The 19,998-nt window shown below is 72.1% G+C and carries 22 protein-coding genes; 12 read left to right on the top strand and 10 right to left on the bottom strand.

Annotated features, from left to right (window positions below; translation table 11 throughout):
* The first annotated feature begins 126 nt into the window (after positions 1-126).
* Both R8Z57_RS00365 and ilvA read left to right on the top strand, forming a co-directional pair.
* Positions 127-1,317: an AI-2E family transporter gene (locus tag R8Z57_RS00365; protein WP_318351781.1), complete on the top strand. Its 1,191-nt coding sequence runs from the start codon at positions 127-129 to the stop codon at positions 1,315-1,317.
* A 71-nt stretch (positions 1,318-1,388) separates the two neighbouring features.
* Positions 1,389-2,609, top strand: coding sequence for a threonine ammonia-lyase (gene ilvA / locus R8Z57_RS00360; RefSeq protein ID WP_318352692.1), 1,221 nt, complete (start codon positions 1,389-1,391; stop codon positions 2,607-2,609).
* 72 nt (positions 2,610-2,681) lie between these two features.
* Here ilvA and greA read toward each other — a convergent pair whose 3' ends face one another.
* Positions 2,682-3,170, bottom strand: coding sequence for a transcription elongation factor GreA (gene greA, locus R8Z57_RS00355; RefSeq protein ID WP_318351780.1), 489 nt, complete (start codon positions 3,168-3,170; stop codon positions 2,682-2,684).
* 132 nt (positions 3,171-3,302) lie between these two features.
* Positions 3,303-3,710 (bottom strand): DUF4307 domain-containing protein, encoded by a 408-nt coding sequence (locus tag R8Z57_RS00350; RefSeq protein ID WP_318351779.1) that lies wholly within the window; start codon positions 3,708-3,710, stop codon positions 3,303-3,305.
* Positions 3,711-3,826: 116 nt separating this feature from the next.
* On the opposite strand from R8Z57_RS00350, the gene R8Z57_RS00345 reads away from it, so the two are divergent.
* Positions 3,827-4,162: a hypothetical protein gene (locus tag R8Z57_RS00345; RefSeq protein WP_318351778.1), complete on the top strand. Its 336-nt coding sequence runs from the start codon at positions 3,827-3,829 to the stop codon at positions 4,160-4,162.
* 47 nt (positions 4,163-4,209) lie between these two features.
* Here the strand turns inward: R8Z57_RS00345 and trhA are convergent, their stop codons facing one another.
* Positions 4,210-4,953, bottom strand: coding sequence for a PAQR family membrane homeostasis protein TrhA (trhA, locus tag R8Z57_RS00340; RefSeq protein ID WP_318351777.1), 744 nt, complete (start codon positions 4,951-4,953; stop codon positions 4,210-4,212).
* Between the two features lie 113 nt (positions 4,954-5,066).
* On the opposite strand from trhA, the gene R8Z57_RS00335 reads away from it, so the two are divergent.
* The 4 genes from R8Z57_RS00335 to R8Z57_RS00320 all read left to right on the top strand — a co-directional run bounded on the left by R8Z57_RS00335 (position 5,067) and on the right by R8Z57_RS00320 (position 9,533).
* Complete coding sequence (locus R8Z57_RS00335) at positions 5,067-5,852, top strand: isoprenyl transferase (RefSeq protein ID WP_318351776.1); 786 nt, start codon at positions 5,067-5,069, stop codon at positions 5,850-5,852.
* A 23-nt stretch (positions 5,853-5,875) separates the two neighbouring features.
* Complete coding sequence (locus tag R8Z57_RS00330) at positions 5,876-7,006, top strand: aminotransferase class V-fold PLP-dependent enzyme (RefSeq protein ID WP_318351775.1); 1,131 nt, start codon at positions 5,876-5,878, stop codon at positions 7,004-7,006.
* A 213-nt stretch (positions 7,007-7,219) separates the two neighbouring features.
* On the top strand, positions 7,220-8,575 hold the full coding sequence (locus R8Z57_RS00325) for a PhoH family protein (protein WP_318351774.1): 1,356 nt from the start codon (positions 7,220-7,222) through the stop codon (positions 8,573-8,575).
* A gap of 226 nt (positions 8,576-8,801) precedes the next feature.
* The gene (locus tag R8Z57_RS00320; RefSeq protein WP_318351773.1) at positions 8,802-9,533 is read left to right on the top strand and encodes a hypothetical protein; all 732 of its coding nucleotides are present in this window, start codon (positions 8,802-8,804) and stop codon (positions 9,531-9,533) included.
* A 117-nt stretch (positions 9,534-9,650) separates the two neighbouring features.
* Here the strand turns inward: R8Z57_RS00320 and R8Z57_RS00315 are convergent, their stop codons facing one another.
* The 7 genes from R8Z57_RS00315 to xseA are packed head-to-tail and all read right to left on the bottom strand — an operon-like array spanning position 9,651 to position 16,177.
* Positions 9,651-10,307 (bottom strand): response regulator transcription factor, encoded by a 657-nt coding sequence (locus tag R8Z57_RS00315; RefSeq protein ID WP_318351772.1) that lies wholly within the window; start codon positions 10,305-10,307, stop codon positions 9,651-9,653.
* The gene (locus R8Z57_RS00310; protein WP_318351771.1) at positions 10,304-11,818 is read right to left on the bottom strand and encodes a HAMP domain-containing sensor histidine kinase; all 1,515 of its coding nucleotides are present in this window, start codon (positions 11,816-11,818) and stop codon (positions 10,304-10,306) included. Before R8Z57_RS00310 ends, R8Z57_RS00315 begins: the two co-directional genes overlap by 4 nt.
* Positions 11,819-11,865: 47 nt before the next feature.
* Positions 11,866-13,260: a class II fumarate hydratase gene (locus R8Z57_RS00305; RefSeq protein ID WP_318351770.1), complete on the bottom strand. Its 1,395-nt coding sequence runs from the start codon at positions 13,258-13,260 to the stop codon at positions 11,866-11,868.
* 38 nt (positions 13,261-13,298) lie between these two features.
* The gene (locus R8Z57_RS00300; RefSeq protein WP_318352691.1) at positions 13,299-13,910 is read right to left on the bottom strand and encodes a carbonic anhydrase; all 612 of its coding nucleotides are present in this window, start codon (positions 13,908-13,910) and stop codon (positions 13,299-13,301) included.
* A gap of 35 nt (positions 13,911-13,945) precedes the next feature.
* Positions 13,946-14,593, bottom strand: a complete 648-nt coding sequence (locus R8Z57_RS00295; protein WP_318351769.1) for a DUF4245 family protein — start codon at positions 14,591-14,593, stop codon at positions 13,946-13,948.
* Positions 14,593-14,853: an exodeoxyribonuclease VII small subunit gene (locus R8Z57_RS00290; protein ID WP_318351768.1), complete on the bottom strand. Its 261-nt coding sequence runs from the start codon at positions 14,851-14,853 to the stop codon at positions 14,593-14,595. The genes R8Z57_RS00295 and R8Z57_RS00290 overlap by 1 nt, the downstream gene beginning before the upstream one ends.
* A 10-nt stretch (positions 14,854-14,863) precedes the next feature.
* Complete coding sequence (gene xseA, locus R8Z57_RS00285; protein WP_318351767.1) at positions 14,864-16,177, bottom strand: exodeoxyribonuclease VII large subunit; 1,314 nt, start codon at positions 16,175-16,177, stop codon at positions 14,864-14,866.
* A 140-nt stretch (positions 16,178-16,317) separates the two neighbouring features.
* Here xseA and R8Z57_RS00280 point away from each other — a divergent pair, with 140 nt between their 5' ends.
* The 5 genes from R8Z57_RS00280 to R8Z57_RS00260 all read left to right on the top strand — a co-directional run bounded on the left by R8Z57_RS00280 (position 16,318) and on the right by R8Z57_RS00260 (position 19,948).
* Complete coding sequence (locus R8Z57_RS00280) at positions 16,318-17,358, top strand: 4-hydroxy-3-methylbut-2-enyl diphosphate reductase (protein WP_318352690.1); 1,041 nt, start codon at positions 16,318-16,320, stop codon at positions 17,356-17,358.
* Complete coding sequence (locus R8Z57_RS00275) at positions 17,355-17,951, top strand: DUF6264 family protein (RefSeq protein WP_318351766.1); 597 nt, start codon at positions 17,355-17,357, stop codon at positions 17,949-17,951. The genes R8Z57_RS00280 and R8Z57_RS00275 overlap by 4 nt, the downstream gene beginning before the upstream one ends.
* Positions 17,952-18,101: 150 nt before the next feature.
* Positions 18,102-18,641 (top strand): sigma-70 family RNA polymerase sigma factor, encoded by a 540-nt coding sequence (locus R8Z57_RS00270; RefSeq protein ID WP_318351765.1) that lies wholly within the window; start codon positions 18,102-18,104, stop codon positions 18,639-18,641.
* Positions 18,638-19,342: a zf-HC2 domain-containing protein gene (locus R8Z57_RS00265; protein ID WP_318351764.1), complete on the top strand. Its 705-nt coding sequence runs from the start codon at positions 18,638-18,640 to the stop codon at positions 19,340-19,342. Before R8Z57_RS00270 ends, R8Z57_RS00265 begins: the two co-directional genes overlap by 4 nt.
* A 54-nt stretch (positions 19,343-19,396) precedes the next feature.
* On the top strand, positions 19,397-19,948 hold the full coding sequence (locus R8Z57_RS00260) for an MOSC domain-containing protein (RefSeq protein ID WP_318351763.1): 552 nt from the start codon (positions 19,397-19,399) through the stop codon (positions 19,946-19,948).
* Positions 19,949-19,998: the final 50 nt, after the last annotated feature.

The following is a 19,998-nucleotide window of genomic DNA, read 5'->3' as shown; positions in this document are numbered from 1 at the left end:
GGCGTCAGCCTAGCCAGCGGGTCCGACATGGCGCGCGCGACGACAGGCGGTCGGCGCGGACGACGGGGCCCCCGCGCCCCCGGCGTTCATGACCGGCGCGGAATGCGCCGCGCCTAGACTGGGCGGATGAGCGGCTCCGACGAAAAGCCCCGCGGATCCCTGTTCGACGCCGTCCGGGATCGCAGCAGGATCGTCTCGACCGAGACGTCGGCGGCCGTTCCTCGCGGACTGCGCCTGGCGACCGCGTACTCGTGGCGTCTGATCGTGGTGGCTGTCGCGATCGGCATCGGCGTCTGGCTGGTCATCCAGCTGAAGCTGCTCGTCATCCCGCTGCTCATCGCCATCCTCATCACCGCACTGCTGTGGCCTGCGTTCGCGTGGATGCTGCGGCACCGGGTGCCGCGGTGGCTCGCCATCGTCATCTCGGTCGTCGGCACCCTGGCAGTCGTGGCGGGACTCCTGTGGCTCGTGGTGTGGCAGGTCATGCGCCAGTGGACCGACGTGCAGGCGAGCACGCTCGCCGCGATCGACCAGTTCCGGCAGTACCTCATCGACGGGCCCCTGCACCTGACCGAGGAGCAGATCGACGACCTGCTGCGGCAGGCGGGCGCCTTCTTCCAGGAGCAGGCCGAGCTGCTCTGGTCGGGTGCGCTCGCGATCGGCTCCACCATCGGCCACGTCGTGACCGGCGCGGTGCTCGCGCTGTTCATCCTCCTGTGCCTGCTCGCCGACGGCGCGGGGATCTGGCGCTGGACCCTGCGCCTCTTCCCGAAGAAGGCGCGGGCGGCGGCTGACGGCGCCGGACGCGCCGGGTGGATCACCGTCGTCAACTACGCGCGCACGCAGCTGCTCGTGGCGACGATCGACGCGGTGGGCATCGGCCTCGGCGCCGCGCTCCTCGGCGTTCCCCTCGCCATCCCCGTCGCCGTGCTCGTCTTCCTCGGCGCCTTCGTCCCGATCGTCGGCGCCGTCGTCACCGGCGCGGTCGCCGTGTTCCTCGCCCTCGTCTACAACGGCCCGTGGATCGCCCTGTGGATGCTGGTCGTCGTCCTGGGCGTGCAGCAGCTCGAGGGGCACGTCCTGCAGCCCCTGCTCATGGGTTCCGCCGTCAAGGTCCACCCCCTCGCCGTCGTGCTGGTCGTGGCCGGCGGCGCCATGATCGCCGGCATCCCGGGCGCCCTCTTCGCCGTGCCGCTGGCAGCGTTCGTCAACGTGGTCTTCGTGTACATCGCGGAGCGCTCGTGGCAGACCGGCGTCAGACCCACCGGCGACCTCATCTGGAGCACCGTCCCGCGGCCGAGGAGAACCCGTTCGTGACCACCACCACCCCGTCCGCCGCGCAGTCCCTCCCGTCGGCCCCCGGCTCTGAGACCGGCGGGCAGCGCGGCCTGCCCAGCCTGGCGGACTTCGCGGATGCCGCGGCCACCCTCGAGGGCGTCATCGCGCACACCCCGCTCGACGAGTCGCAGCACCTGTCCGATCTGCTCGGCGTACCGGTGCACCTGAAACTGGAGAACCTCCAGCGCACGGGCTCGTTCAAGATCCGCGGCGCCACTTACCGGCTCTCCCGGCTCACGCCCGAGGAGCGCGCACGCGGCGTGGTCGCGGCATCCGCGGGCAACCACGCACAGGGTGTCGCACTCGCGGCCAAGGCCCTCGGCATCCCTGCCACGATCTTCATGCCGCTCGGAGTCCCCGTGCCGAAGCTGCTCGCCACCCGCGGCTACGGCGCCGACGTCGTGCTCGAGGGCGCGACGGTCGAGACCCCGCTGCGGCTCGCGGCGGAATTCGCCGAGCGCACCGGCGCCGTCTTCATCCACCCGTTCGACCACCCCGACGTCATCGCGGGTCAGGGCACGCTCGGGCTCGAGCTCATGGACGAGCTCCCCGACCTCGACACCGTGGTCCTCGGCATCGGCGGGGGAGGCCTGATCGCCGGGGTCGCCGCGGCGGTCAAGGCGCGCGCCGCAGCGGAAGGCCGCACGGTCCGGGTCATCGGGGTGCAGGCGGCGAACTCGGCGGCGTACCCCGCGTCGCTCGAGGCGGGGCGTCCGGTCGACGTGGCCACGTCTCCGACGATCGCCGACGGCATCGCGGTCGCGCGACCGGGCGACCTGCCCTTCGAGATCATCCGCGAGCTCGTCGACGAGATCGTCACGGTGTCGGAGGACGACATCGCACGGGCTCTGCTCGTGCTGCTCGAGCGTGCCAAGCAGGTGGTGGAGCCCGCCGGAGCGGTCGGGGTGGCCGCGATCCTGGCCGGCAAGGTCGTCGCGCACGGTCCCACCGTGACCGTCCTCTCGGGCGGCAACATCGACCCCCTGCTGCTGCAGCGGGTCGTCGCGCACGGGCTCTCGGCATCCGGCCGCTACATGACCCTGCGCATCCCCCTGCCCGATCGTCCGGGGCAGCTCGCGCGCGTGTCGGAACTGCTCGCGATCGCGGGGGCGAACGTCATCGAGGTGCTGCACACCCGGCACGGCCAGGGACTGCAGATCAGCGAGGTGATCCTGCAGCTGAGCGTCGAGACGCGCGGCGAAGAGCATCGCGCGCACGTCATCTCGGTGCTCGAGGAGGCCGGCTACACGCCGACCGTGGTGCCCGACTAGCAGGCGGGCGCCGGGCTCACGCCGGCACGTCGCCCCTCGCGGCGCGACGGCCGGCGGGCGCCGGCGACGGACTCACTGCCCGTTGTAGGTCTCGACCTTCACGATCTCGACGGCGATCTCGCGGCCGTTGGGGGCGGTGTACGAGGTCTTCTCGCCCTCCTTGCGGCCGAGGATCGCCGTGCCGAGCGGCGAGGCCTCGCTGTACACGTCGAGCTCGGAGCCGACGGCGATCTCGCGGTTGCCCAGCAGGAAGACCTCTTCGCCGCCGGCGATGATTGCGGTGACGACCGTGCCGGGCTCGACGACACCCTTGCTCTCGGGCGCCTCGCCGACCTTGGCGGTCTTCAGCAGCTGCTGGAGCGTGCGGATGCGCGCCTCCTGCTTGCCCTGCTCGTCCTTGGCGGCGTGGTAGCCGCCGTTCTCCTTGAGGTCGCCCTCCTCGCGTGCGGCCTCGATGCGCTTGGCGATCTCCTCGCGACCGGTCGTCGAGAGCTGCTCGAGCTCGGCGGCCAGGCGGTCGTACGCGTCCTGGGTGAGGAAGGTCACGGTGGCGTCGGACACGGCTGACTCCTTCGTTGGGCCCGTCGGCCCCGGTGGCGTGACGGGATAAACCGAACGCCCCGGCTCACGGCCAGGGCGCGATTCGACTGATGTTCCCGTCAGACTACGTCAGACTGCGGGCGGGGGACAAACTCACGAGGCCTCGGGCGGCAGCACCCAGCACGAGTTCACGAAGCCGGTGGTGGCCAGCGCGGTGGTCGGGATGACCTCGCGGAAGGCGCGCGCGTGGACGTCGGATGCCGGGATCTCGACGACCCGCCAGCCCACCACGCCGTGCTCCTCGTCCTGTGCCTCGATGGCGCACGCCACCGCCGCGCCCGGGGGAGAGGTGATCTGGAACCCGAGGGTCACGGAGTGCTCGTCGGCGACCTCGAAGGAGGTGGTGTCGGAGTCGACGGAGTCCAGGGCGCCCTGCACCGTGAACCAGCCGAACAGGACGACGGCGCCGACGGCGAGGACGCCGCCCAGGGCGAGGATCCAGCGGCGCCCGGGCGAGCGGCGCCGGCCGTAGCGCTCGTCGAGCATGTCCTGCGTGGTCATGCCGCTCCTCACGTCTCGTCGGGTCGCATCGGAAGATTAGGCTGGAACTCCAGGCTATGCGCTCGCGCGCACACCCGATGACACCGCCCGCCTCGCGGGCAGACCCGAGGACCCCCATGCATCACGCGCTCGCCGCTCTCGTCAGCGCCGCGGCCACCCCCACGCCCACGCCGACGGTGCCCGAGGTCGACCCCGAGCTCGTGACCCCCGGTGTGACGGGGTTCCTCATCACGGCCTTCATCGCGCTGGCCGTGATCGTGCTCGTGTGGGACATGATGCGCCGCATCCGCCGCGGCCGCGTGCGCGCCGACATCCAGGAAGAGCTCGACGCCGAGGAGCAGGCCGCGCGCGCCGCCGCCGCGACCGAGGCCGATGACGAGAGCATCGACGCGGCGGGCGACGACCAGGTCGACGGGGCGCCCGACGACGGTGCGCCCGGCCCCCAGCGCTGAGGTCGCCGCCCACCCGGCTCAGACGGGCGTGCGCGCTCTCGCGCCGGTCAGGCCGGGACGCCGAGCGACGGCGACAGCGGATCGAGCGCGATGATCAGGCACGCGGTCCAGTGGCAGAGGAACGCCAGCACGGTGCACACGTGGAAGATCTCGTGGAAGCCGAAGTGGCCCGGCCACGGGTTCGGGCGCTTGAGCGCGTAGACGACCGCGCCGAGCGTGTACAGGATGCCGCCGACCGCGACGAGGATCATCATCGCGGCGCTCGCCTGGAACAGGGGCACGATGTACATCACGGCGGCCCATCCCAGGAGCAGGTAGAGCGCGACGTAGAGCCACCGCGGCGCGTTGATCCAGAACACGCGGAAGAGGATTCCCAGGAGCGCGCCGCTCCACACCAGGATCAGCAGCAGCGCCCCCTGCTGCGGCGGGAGCGCGAGGGTGGCGATGGGCGTGTACGTCCCAGCGATGAGCAGCAGGATGTTGGCGTGATCGATGCGCTTGAGGACCGCCTTGGTCTTCGGCTGCCAGTTGAAGCGGTGGTAGAGCGCCGAGTTGCCGAACAGCAGCAGCGAGGTCGCCATGAAGACGGCGGACGCCCACTTCGCCGGAGCGCCCTGAGCCAGCACGATGAGCACGATGCCCGCGGCGATCGCCACCGGGAACGTGGCCGCGTGGATCCATCCGCGCCAGGACGGCTTGAGCTCGGGCGTCGCGGCGTCGACGGCCGCGGCATCCATCAGCGGCAGCACGGGAACGTCGGGGGCGCCGGGAATGCGGCGACGGCTGCTCATTCCCCCAGGGTACGTCGGCGCACATGCCGGCGGAGGAACATACCGGGAACCCCGGGGCTGCGGCACTCGGCGTCCCGCTAGGGCCCGCCGCCCGTGCGGGGTAGCGTAGGCATGTGGCGCGTGGTTCGACGAACGAGGGCAGGGGTCCCCTCTACCGCCTCTACATCAACCGGCTCCGGCGGCGCCTCGACCCGGCGGCGGTGCCGCACCATCTCGCGATGATGATCGACGGCAATCGGCGCTGGGCGAAGCAGCTCGGCTACGACTCGGCCGCGCACGGCCACCGCGCCGGGGCGGCGAAGATGAAGGACTTCCTGCGCTGGTGCGACGACGTCGGCATCCGCGTGGTGTCGCTGTACCTGCTCTCGAACGACAACCTCCGCAAGCGTGACTCGCGGGAGCTCTCGGACCTCATCGAGATCATCGCCGAGCTCGCCGAAGAGCTCTCGCACGAGCGCGACTGGCGTGTCAAGCACGTCGGGCGGGCCGACGCGCTCCCCGCCGACCTGGCGTGGGTGCTGGCCGACGTCGAGGCGAGGACCCGCGGCAACGCCGGGATGCACGTGAACCTCGCGGTCGGCTACGGCGGCCGGGGTGAGATCGTCGACGCGGTGCGCAGCATCATCGCCCAGCACGACGAGGGCGGCGGTTCGCTGGAGGAGCTGGCGGCGAGCCTCACGCCCGAGCAGATCGGCGAGCACCTCTACACCGGAGGGCAGCCCGACCCCGACCTGGTGATCCGCACGTCGGGGGAGCAGCGCCTGAGCGACTTCCTGCTGTGGCAGTCCGCCCACAGCGAGTTCTACTTCGTCGAGGCGCTCGGCCCCGACCTGCGTGAGGTCGACTTCCTGCGCGCCATCCGCGACTTCGCCTCGCGCGACCGTCGCTACGGCGGGTGACCCTGCGTCACCCCTCTGCCAGAATGAGCGGCGTGACCGATCTGGACTCGTATCTGGCGTCGTTCGACGGAGAACCCGGATACCTCGACTGGGCCGCGTTCGGCCCGCTCTCGCCCGCCGTCCGCAACGAGGTTCAGGGCGACACCGAGCTGCTGGGCTCCGGCCGTCGCACCAGCATCGATCTCGTGGCCGACCACGTGCGCGACGCGCGGGAGCTCGTGGCCGGACTCATGGGGACGGATGCCGCGCAGGTCGTCCTGCAGCCCTCGACGACCTACGGGCTCATGCACGCGATCTACGGGCTGGCGGGCGGCCTCCTGCTGGGCCGCGGCGAGTTCCCCAGCCTCACCGTGGCCGCCACCCGGGCGTCGGAGTCGTTCGGCTCCCTGCAGCTGCAGTGGGTCGAGCCGCCGGACGGGTTCATGACGCCCGACGCCGTCCGCTCGGCGCTCAATGACGACACGCGCGCGGTCGCGGTCAGCCTGGTGGACTTCCGCACGGGCTACCGCACCGACCTGACGGCGCTGCGGGAGGTGATCGGTGATCGCCTCCTGATCGTCGACGCGATCCAGGGCTTCGGCGTGATCGAGGCCGACTACCTCGCCGCCGACGTCGTCTGCGGCCACGGGTACAAGTGGCTGCGCGCCGGTCGGGGCACGGGATTCTCCTGGTTCGGGGAGCGGGCGCTGGAGCGCATCGCGCCGGTGCTCTCGGGCTTCCGAGGGGTGGAGGGCGATCTGCCGGTCGACGCGGTGCCGGCACCGGCGGCGTCCGCGCAGGCGTTCTCGGTCTCGAGCCCCGACACGCTCGCCGCCGCCCGGCTGGCGGCCGCGCTGCGCGAGGTGGCGGATGCCGGAGTGGCCGACATCGAGGCGGTGCTGGCGGCGCGCACCGCCGACGTGATGTTCTTCGCCGACCGGTACGAGGTGCCCGTCGTCACCCCGCGCGAGCCCGAGCGCCGGGCCGGCATCGTGACGCTCGAGCCCGCGCCGCAGGACGCCGCCCCGCTGGCGGCATCCCTGGCGAACCACGGGCTCACCGTCACCGCGCGGGGCGGGCGGATCCGTGTCTCCCCGCACGTCGGGACGGGTGCCGACACGCTGCGTCTCTTCGGCGACGCGCTCGCCGCGTTCGCCTCGTCGCGCGTCTGGTGACACCGGACGGTGACGGATGCCGCGGCCCCCGGCATCCGGAATTCACCCGCGCGTCATCTTCCCGCGCGTGTCGTGCCGGGGCGATGTCGCCGGCCGGTCGTACGTTCATCACATCGGGCAAGGAGCCCGGTCGAGTCGGCCTTCCGGATCGCGACTCGTGACCCCTGGTCGACTCGTGACTGCCGGGTGAACCACCCGGGGCGGGAGTGGGTTGTGACCACACGAGCACCACACGAGCAGCGCAGTCAGGACCTCGAGCAGGTCGCCGGATCCGATCAGGATCTGCGCACCTATGTGCTCGACACCTCGGTGCTGCTGAGCGATCCGCGAGCGTTCTTCCGCTTCGCCGAGCACAACGTCGTGATCCCCGTCGTGGTGGTCACCGAGCTCGAGGGGAAGCGGCACGACCCCGAGATCGGCTACTTCGCACGCCAGGCGCTGCGCCACCTCGACGAGCTGCGGGTCGAGCACGGCCGCCTCGACTTCCCGGTCCCGGTCGGCCAGGGCGGCACGCTGCGCGTCGAGCTCAACAACACCGACTCCACCATCCTGCCCTCGGGCATGCGGCTCGGCGACAACGACAGCCGTATCCTCGCCGTCGCCATGAACCTCGCGCAGGACGGGCAGGAGGTCACCGTCGTCTCCAAGGACCTGCCGATGCGCGTCAAGGCGGCCTCCCTCGGCATCAGTGCGGAGGAGTACCTGGCGGAGCAGGCCGTCGACTCCGGCTGGACCGGCATCACCGATCTCGATGTGTCGGGCGACGACATCAGCGACCTCTACGAGAGCGAGGTCGCCTCGAGCGAGGACGTGATCGGGCTGCCGGTCAACACCGGGCTCATCATCCACTCCGAGCGGGGTTCGGCACTCGGTCGCGTCGTCGGCGACGGCGAGTACCGCCTGGTGCGCGGTGACCGCGAGGTGTTCGGGCTGCACGGCCGCTCGGCCGAGCAGCGTATCGCGATCGACCTGCTGCTCGACCCGGAGGTCGGCATCGTCTCGCTCGGCGGCCGGGCCGGCACGGGCAAGTCGGCGCTCGCGCTGTGCGCGGCGCTGGAGGCCGTGCTCGAACGCCAGCAGCAGCGCAAGATCATCGTCTTCCGCCCGCTGTTCGCCGTCGGCGGGCAGGAGCTCGGATACCTGCCGGGCGACCAGCAGGAGAAGATGAACCCCTGGGGTCAGGCCGTGTTCGACACGCTCGGGTCGGTCGTCTCCGGGAACGTGCTCGACGAGGTCGTCGAGCGGGGCCTCCTCGAAGTGCTGCCGCTCACGCACATCCGCGGCCGCTCGCTGCACGACGCCTTCGTGATCGTCGACGAGGCGCAGTCGCTCGAACGGAACGTGCTGCTGACGGTGCTGAGCCGCATCGGCCAGAACTCGCGCGTCGTGCTCACGCACGACGTCGGTCAGCGCGACAACCTCCGCGTGGGGCGCCACGACGGTGTCGCGTCGGTCATCGAGACGCTGAAGGGGCATTCGCTGTTCGGCCACGTGACACTGGTCCGGTCCGAGCGCTCGGCGATCGCGGCCCTGGTCACCGATCTGCTGGAGGCCGGCGAGCTCGCCTGAGCGCGCGCCGGGCCGATCCGCGGCCGGCCGGGAAGCGGCTTCCCGGCCGGCCGTCTGCGCGCGCGCCTCGCTCCTGTGGACCCTCGGCCGGGACCGGTGATCGAGGCTGCCGGGGAGTCGCTGCGCATGAGAAGAGTCTCATCGCGTACGGCGTTGCGGGCGTGATCGGTCTGTCACCATGGATGAGGGGACGATCGACCGCGCACATCCGGAGGACAGGCGAGACGTGGAAGCACGCACGGGGCTCGTGATCGGCGGCATGACCGCCGTCGGAGCGAGCATCGCCGTCGTGACCGCGGTCGCGCTGGCCAACACCGCCGCCCTGGCGGATGCGCCCGGGACGAGCGTCTCGGCCGGACGGGTCGTCGTGCCCTCCGCCGAAGCCCCGACTGCGACTCCACGCGCCACCCCGGCGACAGCGCCGACGGCCGCCCCCGAGACCACCCCGCCGGCGGCCGCGGGCCCCGAGACCGTGTCGGCACCGGACCCCGTGTTCGTCGACCGGCCGAGGATCGTGGTCGACCAGTCGCCCGCCCCTGCGCCGGCGGCACCTGCCGCGCCGCCGGCACCGCCGGCCGCGCCCCCTGCCGACCTCGACGCGGTCATCGCGGCGGCCAAGGCCTCCGGCTCGTGGGACGACCTGCGGCGGTGGGCGTCCGAGCAGGGCTGGTCCGGCGGCCGGATCGAACAGCTGGTCTCGCGACTGGAGGAGGAGCGCTCGAACCAGAGCGGCCAGGGCGGGCAGGAGTGGCTGCCGAGCCCCGACGATTCCGGCGACCGGCAGGGGCTCGTGGGCCCAGGCTCCACGAGCGACCGCCCGGGCAACTCGCCGCAGGACCAGAAGAAGAACCCCCCACAGCGTCCCGCGCACGCGGGATCGAATGCCGGGCACGGCGATGACGCCGGCCCGGGCCCGAAGAAAGACCAGTCGCGCGATTCCCCAGACAGGCGCGACTGAAAGAGGCCGGATCCCCCAGTCCGGCCTATTTCCAGCCCCCGGTGTCCCCCAGCACCGGGGGCTTCTTCGCGCGCCGGGCGCGCCCCGCCGCGCCGGGGACGTGGCCTCGGTGCCGCCTCACTCCCAGCGGTAGCCTGCGCCGCGCACCGTCACGATGTGGTCGGAGCCGAGCTTGCCGCGGAGATACCGTACGTAGACGTCGACCACGTTCGACCCCGGGTCGAAGTCGAGCCCCCACACGCGGCTGAGGAGCTGTTCGCGGCTGAGCACGCGGCCCGGGTTGCGGAGGAACTGCTCGGCGAGCGAGAACTCCCGCGCCGAGAGGTCGATCTCGCGCCCGGCGACCGTCGCCCGCCGGGCGAGGATGTCGAGCACGACGTCGCCGTGCGAGATCGACACCCCGGGCTGGGGCACGCTCTCGCGCAGGCGCGAGCGCACGCGGGCGAGGAGCTCCTCGAAGGTGAAGGGCTTGGGCACGTAGTCGTTGGCACCGGCATCCAGTCCGGTGACGGTGTCGCGCGTGCTCGAGCGAGCGGTGAGCATGATCACCGGTACGGCCGAGCCGCGCGCCCGCAGTTCGCGCAGCACCTCGAAGCCGTCCATGGTGGGGAGGCCGACGTCCAGCAGCACGAGGTCGCCGTCGCCCCGGAGGGCCGCTTCGAGGCCCTCCGGACCGTCGTCCACCAGCATCGTCTCGTAGCCGGCGGACTCCAGCCCCCGGCTCACGAACGCCGCGATCCGCGGCTCGTCCTCGATGATGAGGATCCTCGTCATCCTGATGCCTCCCGTTGCAGCACGACGTCTCCGGCGCGCACGGGTGCCGGCAGCCCGGCCTCCGTACCCGAAGGAGGCAGATGGATCGTGAACGTGGCGCCGCCGCCCGGCGTGTCGGTGACGGCGCAGTGCCCGCCATGCCCCTTGGCGATGGCGTCGACGATGGCGAGCCCGAGTCCCGAGCCGCCCACGGCGCGCTTGACGTGCGCGCGGTCGAAGCGCCGGAAGATGCGCACGCGGGCGGCCGCGGGGATGCCGGGGCCATGGTCGCGTACCCACAGGCGTGCACCGGCGTCGTCGTGCGCGCTGCCGATCTCGATCGGGCTGCCCGCCGGCGTGTACTTGGCGGCGTTGTCGGCGAGCTGCAGCCAGGCCTGCAGCAGGCGATCCTGGTCGCCGACCGCGGTGCCGTCGGCCCGCGCCTCGACCGTCCACGTGTGACCGGGGATGACCGCCACCAGTTCGCCCACGCGGGCGGTCAGCGCGCCGAGATCGACGTCGTCGAGGGTGTAGGCATCCGCTTCGGCCGTCGCGAGCAGGTCGATGTCTTCGACGAGGCGGGCGAGCCGGTCGAGCTCGGCGATGCCGATGTCACGTGCGGACGCGACGTCGACGGCATCCCGCGGGTCCATCAGCTCCAGATGGCCGCGGACGATCGTGATCGGGGTCTTGAGCTCGTGCCGCACGTCGTCGAGAAGCTGGCGCTGGCCGTCGACCGAGTCCTCCAGGCGATCGAGCATCGAGTTGACGGTGCGCGACAGGTCGGAGATGTCGTCGTTGCCGTGGGGTTCCAGACGCAGCGACAGGTCGGAGATCGAGATCGCGTCGGCGGTCTCGCGGAGGTGGCGGATGGGTGACAGCAGCCGCCCGGTGACGAACCACCCGACGACGGCGATCGCCGCCAGCACGGCGAGGGCGGCGACGACGTAGGTGGTCATCGCGAGCGTCACGGGCTGAAGCTCCGCCCCGAGGTCGACGGCGCGCACGTACAGACCCTTCCGGTCGTCGCCGGGCATCGACACCGGGATCGCGATGTACCGCAGCGAGCCCTGGTCGGTCACCGCCGTTCCTCTCTTGGCCTCGCCGTCGCTGGTCTCGGCCACGACCCGGTCGATCAGCTGCTGGTTGTCGGAGATGTCGAAGCCCGAGAGCGTCGACGGCTTCCACCGGGGCACGCCGTCGACGAGAGCGAGAGAGGCTTCGTTCCGGGCGGGGACGAGGCGCGCGACGACCGCGTAGAGGTAGTCGTCGATCGAGTCGTACTCGTTCATGTCGAGCTGCTCGGTCGCTGCCGAGGCGCCGTCGCGAACGCCCGCTGCGCCGCTGTCGTCGGCGACCGCCTTGAGCGACTCGACCTGGGTGTCGAGGCGCTCCTTGACGCTGCCGAGCGCCTGCTCGCGCTGGACCAGGAACGTCACGCTGCCGACGATCGCCAGACCCACGCACGCGACCGCCAGGATCGCGGCGAGGATCCTGACGCGTGCGGGTATCGGCCGGGGCGTGCGGGCCATCTCCCGATTATCCCGCCGACGCGACGAATCCGGCACGGGGCGGGCGTTCAGCCCGGGTGCGTCATCGAGAGCAGATCGAGCTTCTCGTCGAGCTGCTCGAGCGTGAGCTCGCCGCGCTCCACGTAGCCGAGGTCGATCACGGCCTCGCGCACCGTGATGCCCTTGGCGACGGAGTGCTTGGCGATCTTGGCCGCGGCCTCGTAGCCGATGAGCTTGTTGAGAGGCGTGACGATGGACGGCGACATGCCGGCGTAGGCGGCCGCGCGCTCGACGTTGGCCTCGAGGCCCGCGATGGTCTTGTCGGCGAGGACGCGCGAGGTGTTCGCGAGCAGCTCGATCGACTCGAGCACCGCGCTGCCCATGATCGGGATGGCGACGTTCAGCTCGAACGAGCCGGAGGCGCCCGCCCAGGCCACCGTGGCGTCGTTGCCGATGACGCGCGCGCACACCATGAGCGTGGCCTCGGGGATCACCGGGTTGACCTTGCCGGGCATGATCGACGACCCCGGCTGGAGGTCGGGGATGTGCAGCTCGCCCAGGCCGGTGTTGGGCCCGGAACCCATCCAGCGCAGGTCGTTGTTGATCTTCGTGAGCGAGACGGCGATGGTGCGCAGGGCGCCGGATGCCTCGACCAGGCCGTCGCGGTTGGCCTGGGCCTCGAAGTGGTCCTTGGCTTCGGTGATCGGCAGCTCGGTGTCGGAGACGATGAGTTCGATGACCCGCTGCGGGAAGCCGAGCGGCGTGTTGATGCCGGTGCCGACCGCGGTCCCGCCCAGCGGCACCTCGGCGACGCGCGGCAGCACGGCCTGGACGCGCTCGATTCCGAGACGGATCTGGCGCGCGTAGCCGCCGAACTCCTGGCCGAGCGTGACCGGCGTGGCGTCCATGAGGTGCGTGCGGCCGGACTTGACCACGGTCTTCCACAGCTCGGCCTTGGCCTCGAGGGCGACAGCGAGGTGGTCGAGCGCGGGGATCAGGTCGTCGATGATCTCCTGCGTCACAGCGATGTGCACGGACGTGGGGAACACGTCGTTGGAGGACTGCGAGGCGTTGACGTGGTCGTTCGGGTGCACCGTCGAGCCGAGAGCCTGCGTCGCGAGCGTCGCCAGCACCTCGTTCATGTTCATGTTCGACGACGTGCCGCTGCCGGTCTGGTAGACGTCGATGGGGAACTGGTCGGCGAACTCGCCCGCGATGATCCGGTCGGCTGCGCCGGCGATGGCGTCGGCGATCCCCCCGTCGAGCGTGCCCAACTCCTTGTTGGCGAGCGCGGCGGCCTTCTTGATGCGGGCGAGCGCGACGATCTGCGCGGGCTCCAGCCGGTCGCCCGAGATGGGGAAGTTCTCCACTGCGCGCTGGGTCTGCGCGGCGTAGAGCGCGTTCTTGGGCACGCGCACCTCGCCCATCGTGTCGTGCTCGATGCGGTACTCGATGTCGGTCACGTCGTTGTTCCTCACGTGTCGGTACAGGGGGTGGGGGATCAGGCGGGGTCGGAGATGCCGACGATGACGTCGGGTACGGCGGTTCCCTCCGACAGGCGGTAGTTCGCGCCGACGATCGCCAGCCGGCCGTCGGCGACCGCCTGGCTGATGAGCTCGGAGGAGTGGAGCAGCTCGCCGACGGTGTCGCGCAGGTGCTCGCGGCCGACCTCCTCGGCGTCGATGCGGTCGGGGAACACGCCGTCGACGGCGGACGCGCGCTGCACGCGCCGGACCGCGGGCACGATCGGGGAGATCAGACGCCAGATGTGCGGGGGGAGCGGATCGGCGTCGGGATCGGTGCTGTCGATCGCCGCGCGCACGGCGCCGCACGCGTCGTGGCCGAGCACCACGATGAGCGGCACTTCCAGCACGGCGACGGCGTACTCGAGGCTGCCGACGACCGATTCGGAGACGACCTGCCCGGCGTTGCGCACCACGAACAGGTCGCCCAGGCCCTTGTCGAAGATGATCTCGGCCGCCAGGCGCGAGTCGGCGCAGCCGAACAGCGCCGCCCGCGGACGCTGCCCGCCGGCGAGCTCGTGGCGGGTGTCGACGTCCTGGCGAGGGTGCCGCGGCTCACCCGCGACGAAGCGCGCATTGCCGCGCTGCATCTCCTGCCAGGCCTTCACGGGGGTGGGCTGATCGGTCACTCGGCCTCCTCGCGCAGTGCGCTGATCTGATCGGTCACGGAACGTGCGGTCTCTTCCAGGGCCTCGGCGTCGGCGGCGCCGTAGATGAGCACGGTGTCGGCTCCGGCATCCGTCGCCAGCGCGACCGAGATGTTGCCGGTGCGGCCCGGATCGAGGGTGTAGCGATCCCACGTGATGCCGTCGATCTCGACGGTGTCTTCGGGGGCGGCGCCCGAGAGGACGCGAGCGGGCCACGATTCGTCGGCGTCGAAGCCCTGCGCGACGCGCAGGAAGCCGCGCTCGTCCTCGCCGGCCGGTGCGTACACCACGCTGAAGGTGCGGACCGAGCCGACGCCGTCGATCTCGGCGCGGTTGATCACCCACGCGTCCGACATCTCCGGCGCGATCACGACGCGGTCCTCGGCCGCGGCGATGCGTTCGGCCACGGCCGCGACGTCGATGGCCTCGCGCTCCGGGGGCGCGCCGCGGGGCACGGCGAAGACGATGACCGCGACGACCGCGAGGATCACCAGCAGCGCCGCCACGAGGTTGCGCACGTTCTGGCTCGAGCGGTGGACCCGCGACGACTCCGCCTTGCGGGCGGCCGTCTCTTCGGGCGTCTCCGGGCGGCCGAGCTCGGCGACGATGCGGGGCGCGCGGGCCATCACACCACCCCGGGCTCGGCGGGGCGTGCGCCCTCCGGCCGGTCGGCCGAAGCGCGCGCCGCGTCCAGCCGGCGCTTCGCGCCGAGCAGCCACTCCTCGCACCGGGCGGCGAGCGCTTCGCCGCGCTCCCACAGGGCGAGAGAGTGCTCGAGCGTCGGGGCGCCCTGCTCGAGTTCGGCGACGACGCGCACGAGCTCATCGCGCGCCTGCTCGAACGAGAGGGTCGAGACGTCGGTGGGGGCGCCGCTCGACTCGGTCATGCCCCCCAGTCTAGTTCGGCGCGGGGACGCCCTCGTCCGCGCTCGCGCCGGAGCCTTCGGCGATCTCGCCGTCGGAGCGGGCGGCGAACGACCCACGGCCGACGGTGACGACGACGGGAGTGGATGCCGGGGCCTGCGCCGCGTCGCGCACGATCACGCCGTCGGCCAGGTGCGCGATGGCGTAGCCGCGGGCGAGCGTCGAGGCCGGGGAGAGGGCGCGCAGGGTCGCACGCAGCTCGGCGGTGCGCCGCTCGTGGGTCTGCAGACTGCGGTCGATGCGGTCCCTGCCGCGCGCCGCGAGCAGCTCGATCTCGTGCGATCGGCTGTCGACGAGCGACTCCGGCGCGCGCAGCACCGGCCGCGAGCGCAGCTGCTCCAGCTGTGCGATGTCGTGCGTGACGCGCTGCGTGAGGCGCGAGGTGAGCCGCGCCCGCAGCTGCGCCACGAGCGCGCGCTGCTCGGCCACATCGGGCACCAGCCGCTTGGCGGCGTCGGTCGGCGTGGACGCGCGGAGGTCGGCCACGTCGTCCAGCAGCGGATGGTCGTTCTCGTGGCCGATGGCGCTCACGACGGGGGTGGATGCCGCGGCCACCGCTCGCAGCAGTCGCTCGTCGCTGAAGCCGAGAAGTGTCTGCGGGTCGCCGCCGCCGCGCGCGATGACGATGACGTCGACGTCGGGCGCGGCATCCAGCGCCTTCAGCGCCGCGATCGTCTCGGGCACGCAGCGGTCGCCCTGGACGGCGGCGTACTTCGTGCGGAAGCTCACCTGTGGCCAGCGCAGCTCGGCGTTGCGGTGGACGTCCTTCTCGGCATCCGAGTTCTCACCGGTGATCAGACCGATGACGTGCGGCAGGAACGGGATCGGCTTCTTGCGCGCGGGGTCGAACAGTCCCTCGGCGCGCAGCTGTGCGCGCAGCCGTTCGAGGCGCTCGAGCTGGTCGCCGAGGCCGACGTGGCGCATCGCCGAGACGCCGAAGCTGAAGTCGCCGTTCTTGGGGAAGTAGTCCGCCTTGACGCAGGCGATCACGTGGTCGCCGACCTTGAGGTCGCCGGGAAGCCGGTCGCGCGTGGAGGACCAGATGCGGAACGAGACCGTCGCGTCGGTGACGAGGTCTTTCAGGCGGCCGAACACGTTGCCGCCGCGCTGGTTCCAGCCGGTGATCTCGCCCTCGACCCACACCGAGCCCCACGTCTGCACGAAGCCGCGGATCGTGTCGTTGAGCCGGGCCACCGACGTCGGCGCCTGCGCGGTCGAGTCGCGAGGCCGCACCGAGTCGGGGGGCGGCGCCTCGCCGGGGACGACGGCGGGCTGGAAGGTCGTCATGCGTTCCTCTCGTGCGCGGCCGGACCGGCCGTCGCTGCGGGCGGGTCGCGCCGAGGCTCCGCTCAGGAGGCCGCCCGTAGAATCGACGGGTGAGCATCAGCACCGTGGGGCAGACCCGTCCGAGTCAGGCCCCTGTGGCCATGCCCGTCCCGCGCGTCCCGCGGCGGCGCGAACCGCTCCAGGATATCGCCGGCACCGGACAGAAGCGGGTGCTCCTGGCCGCGCCGCGCGGCTACTGCGCGGGCGTGGACCGCGCCGTCATCGCGGTCGAGAAGGCGCTCGATCGCTTCGGCGCGCCGGTGTACGTGCGCAAGCAGATCGTCCACAACATCCACGTCGTGACCGAGCTCGAGAAGAAGGGCGCGATCTTCGTCGAGGAGGTCGACGAGGTCCCCGAGGGCGCGCACGTCGTGTTCAGCGCGCACGGGGTCTCGCCGGCGGTCGTGAACGCGGCATCCGATCGCGGTCTTCGCGCCATCGACGCGACCTGCCCGCTCGTGACCAAGGTGCACCGCGAGGCCGTCCGGTTCGCACGCGACGACTACGAGATCCTCCTCATCGGCCACGTCGGCCATGAGGAGGTCGAGGGCACCGCGGGCGAGGCGCCCGACCACGTCACGATCGTGAACTCGCCCGACGAGGCCGACACGATCGAGGTACGCGACCCGTCGAAGGTCGTGTGGCTGTCGCAGACCACGCTGTCGGTGGACGAGACGATGGAGACGGTGCGGCGGCTGCGCGCCCGCTTCCCGCAGCTGCAGGACCCGCCGTCGGACGACATCTGCTACGCCACCCAGAACCGCCAGGTCGCCATCAAGAAGGTCGCCAAGGACGCCGACCTCGTGATCGTCGTCGGGTCGGCGAACTCGTCGAACAGCGTGCGCCTGGTCGAGGTGGCTCTGGAGTACGGGGCCAAGGCCGCGTACCGCGTCGACTACGCCGACGAGGTCGAGCAGGCGTGGCTCGAGGGCGTCGAGACGGTCGGCGTCACCAGCGGCGCGTCCGTGCCCGAGGTGCTCGTGCAGCAGGTGCTCGACGACCTCGCCGCCGCGGGCTACCGCGACGTGCAGGAGGTGCGCACCGCCGAGGAGGACCTGCTGTTCTCCCTCCCCAAGGAGCTGCGGCAGGATTCCGCCGGCAAGCGCGACGATCGCGCACTCGGCGGCCGGGCGCGCGCATGAGCGACTCCGCGTCGCCCGAGCCGGCGTCCCGGCCCGCGGACTCCGGGCGACCGCGCCCGCAGTACGGCGAGTACGCGACGCCCGAGGAGCAGCGCGCGCGCATACAGCAGCCGGCGCCGTGGCAGCTCGAGACCGCGGGGCCGGTCATGACGGATCTGCCCGACCCCGCGCCCGCACCCGGGCACGTCGCTCCCGTGCCGCCGGAACCGCGCCGCCGGCCCGTGGACCGGATCGTGACCATCGCGCTGCTGGCCTACGGCCTCATCAACGTCGTGACGTCCGTGCCGGCGTTCCTCGACTACTCGGCGTATGCCGACATGATGCTGGGCATGCTCGGCGTGGACGCCGAGCTCTCCGACCCGGCCGGCGCGCGCGGATGGGCGATCGCCGCCGCGCTCGTGCTCGTGATCGGCTGGGCGATCACCGCCGCCCTGTCGGTGTGGAGCCTCCGCCGTGGCCGTCTCACGTGGTGGATCCCGCTGACGGCGGGCATCGTGGTCACCTTCGTCGCGGGCGCACTGATGGCCGCGCCTCTCCTCGGCGACCCCGCCATCTGGCAGGCGCTCGTCGACAGCGGTCCTGGCCTCGGCTGACGGTCCGGCCCTAGCGTCGGACCCGCCGCGCCGCAAGGACCACCGCGGACGTCGCAGCCGCCGCCATACTCGGGGTGACGAAGCGGTCGGACCGCGGTTGCTGCTGAACCCGCGGGGGCCGCGTCTCGTGTCCCTTGCGGGAGGTGACGGATGCCGCACGACAGCGTGGAACGCCGTGACACGGCCGAGAGCCGCGACGCCGTCCGGCTCGCCGCCCTCTACGACGCGCATGCGGCGCCGGTGTGGCGCTACGTGGTGCACCTGACCGGCGATCGGGCCGGCGCCGACGATGTCGTGCAGGAGACGCTGCTGCGCGCCTGGCGGACCCCCCGCATCCTCGAACAGGATCCGTCGACCACGCGCTCCTGGATGTTCACGGTCGCCCGTCACCTCGTGATCGACGAGGTGCGCAGCGCGCGGCGGCGGCGCGAGATCGGCGTCGCCGAGGTGCCCGAGCGCAGCGTGCCCGATGCGACGGACGCGCTCTTCGAGGCGATCCTCGTGGAAGAGGCGCTCGCCGCGCTCACCGTCGAGCACCGATCCGTCGTCATCCACGCCTACTATCGCGGGCTGTCGGTCGCCGAGATGGCTGACGCCCTGGACATCCCGGAGGGCACGGTGAAGTCGCGGCTCCACTACGGTCTGCGTGCGCTGCGGCTCGCCCTGCAGGAGAGGGGAGTGACCCGATGACTCCCGACCACGTCCGCTACGCCGAGTGGGACGCCGCGTACGTCGTGCGGGCGCTGAGCTCGGTCGACCGGCTGGAGTACGAGGCGCATCTGGACGAGTGCCCGCTGTGCCGCGCCGCCATCGGCGACCTCGCGCCCACCCTCGGCCTTCTCGCGCGCGTTCCTGCCGAGCGGGCGGATTCGCTCTTGGCGCCCGATCCCGAGACCGGCCCCGACCCGGCCGCACGCGCCCGCCTGGTGGCCCGCGCGGCAGCGGACGCGCGCCGTCGTCGCGTGGTGACCTGGGCGGCCGGCATCGCGGCGGCCGCCGCGCTCGCGCTGGTCGTCGGGTTCGGCGTCACCATGAACCTCGCGCCGCCGTCCCGAGCCGGCGAGGTGGTCGCGCTCGAGCCGGTCGCCGGCGTCCCGCTCACCGCCACCGTCGAGCTGACGCCGGTCTCGTGGGGCACCCGGATCGCGATGGAATGCCGCTACGCCGCGAGCGACGATGCCGGCGCGCCGGACCGTGAGTGGCCGTACGTGCTGGTCGTGATCGCCGCGGACGGCACGGCGAGCGAGCTGTCGTCGTGGCGCGCGGCGCCCGGCACCACGGCGCGGCTCGACGCCGGCACCGCCTTGGATCCCGATGAGATCGCGGCCATCGAGGTGCGCTCGCCGTCGGGCGACCGGGTGCTGCTGCGAGGGGCGCCGATCGGACGATGAGGCGCGGCGTGCGCACCCGCCGCACCGCGTGATCGCGCGTCATAGGATGAGCGGATGCCTCGTCTCCTCGCCGTCTGCGCCGTCCGTCAGCTGCGCCCGGACGCCGGCTACAACGGCGTGACCGCGATCGACAAGGGTCCGCTGGAAGGTGCGGTGCGCATCGGGCGCTACGGGGTACGCGCCGACGTTCAGGCCGATCGCAAGCATCACGGCGGACTGGACAAGGCGCTGTACGCCTACGCGCAGGAGGATGCCGCCTTCTGGGAGTCCGAGCTCGGTCGCGAGCTGCAGCCCGGCTGGTTCGGCGAGAACCTCCGCGTCGAGGGGCTCGACGTCAACGCCGCGCGCATCGGCGAGCGGTGGCGCATCGGCGAGCGGGTCGACGTCGAGGTGACGATGCCGCGAACCCCGTGCCAGACTTTCGCGCGCTGGGTCGGCGGCGCGGACGCGCGCGGCTGGGTGAAGAGGTTCTCGCGCGAGCGTCGCCTGGGCCCCTACCTGCGCGTCGTGCGCGGGGGACTCGTGCGAGCGGGCGACGAGATCGTCGTCGTGCACCGTCCGGACGACGCGCCCGGCGTTCTCGACATCTACATCGACCCCGAATAGGCCCCCAGACGACGGATGCCGCGACCCGGTGCCTCTCGCGAGGCGCGGGT

It is taken from the genome of Microbacterium sp. M3 (assembly GCF_033548675.1).
In the GTDB taxonomy this organism is placed as follows: Bacteria; Actinomycetota; Actinomycetes; order Actinomycetales; family Microbacteriaceae; genus Microbacterium; species Microbacterium arthrosphaerae.
This window is presented reverse-complemented; position numbering and strand designations above follow the sequence as displayed.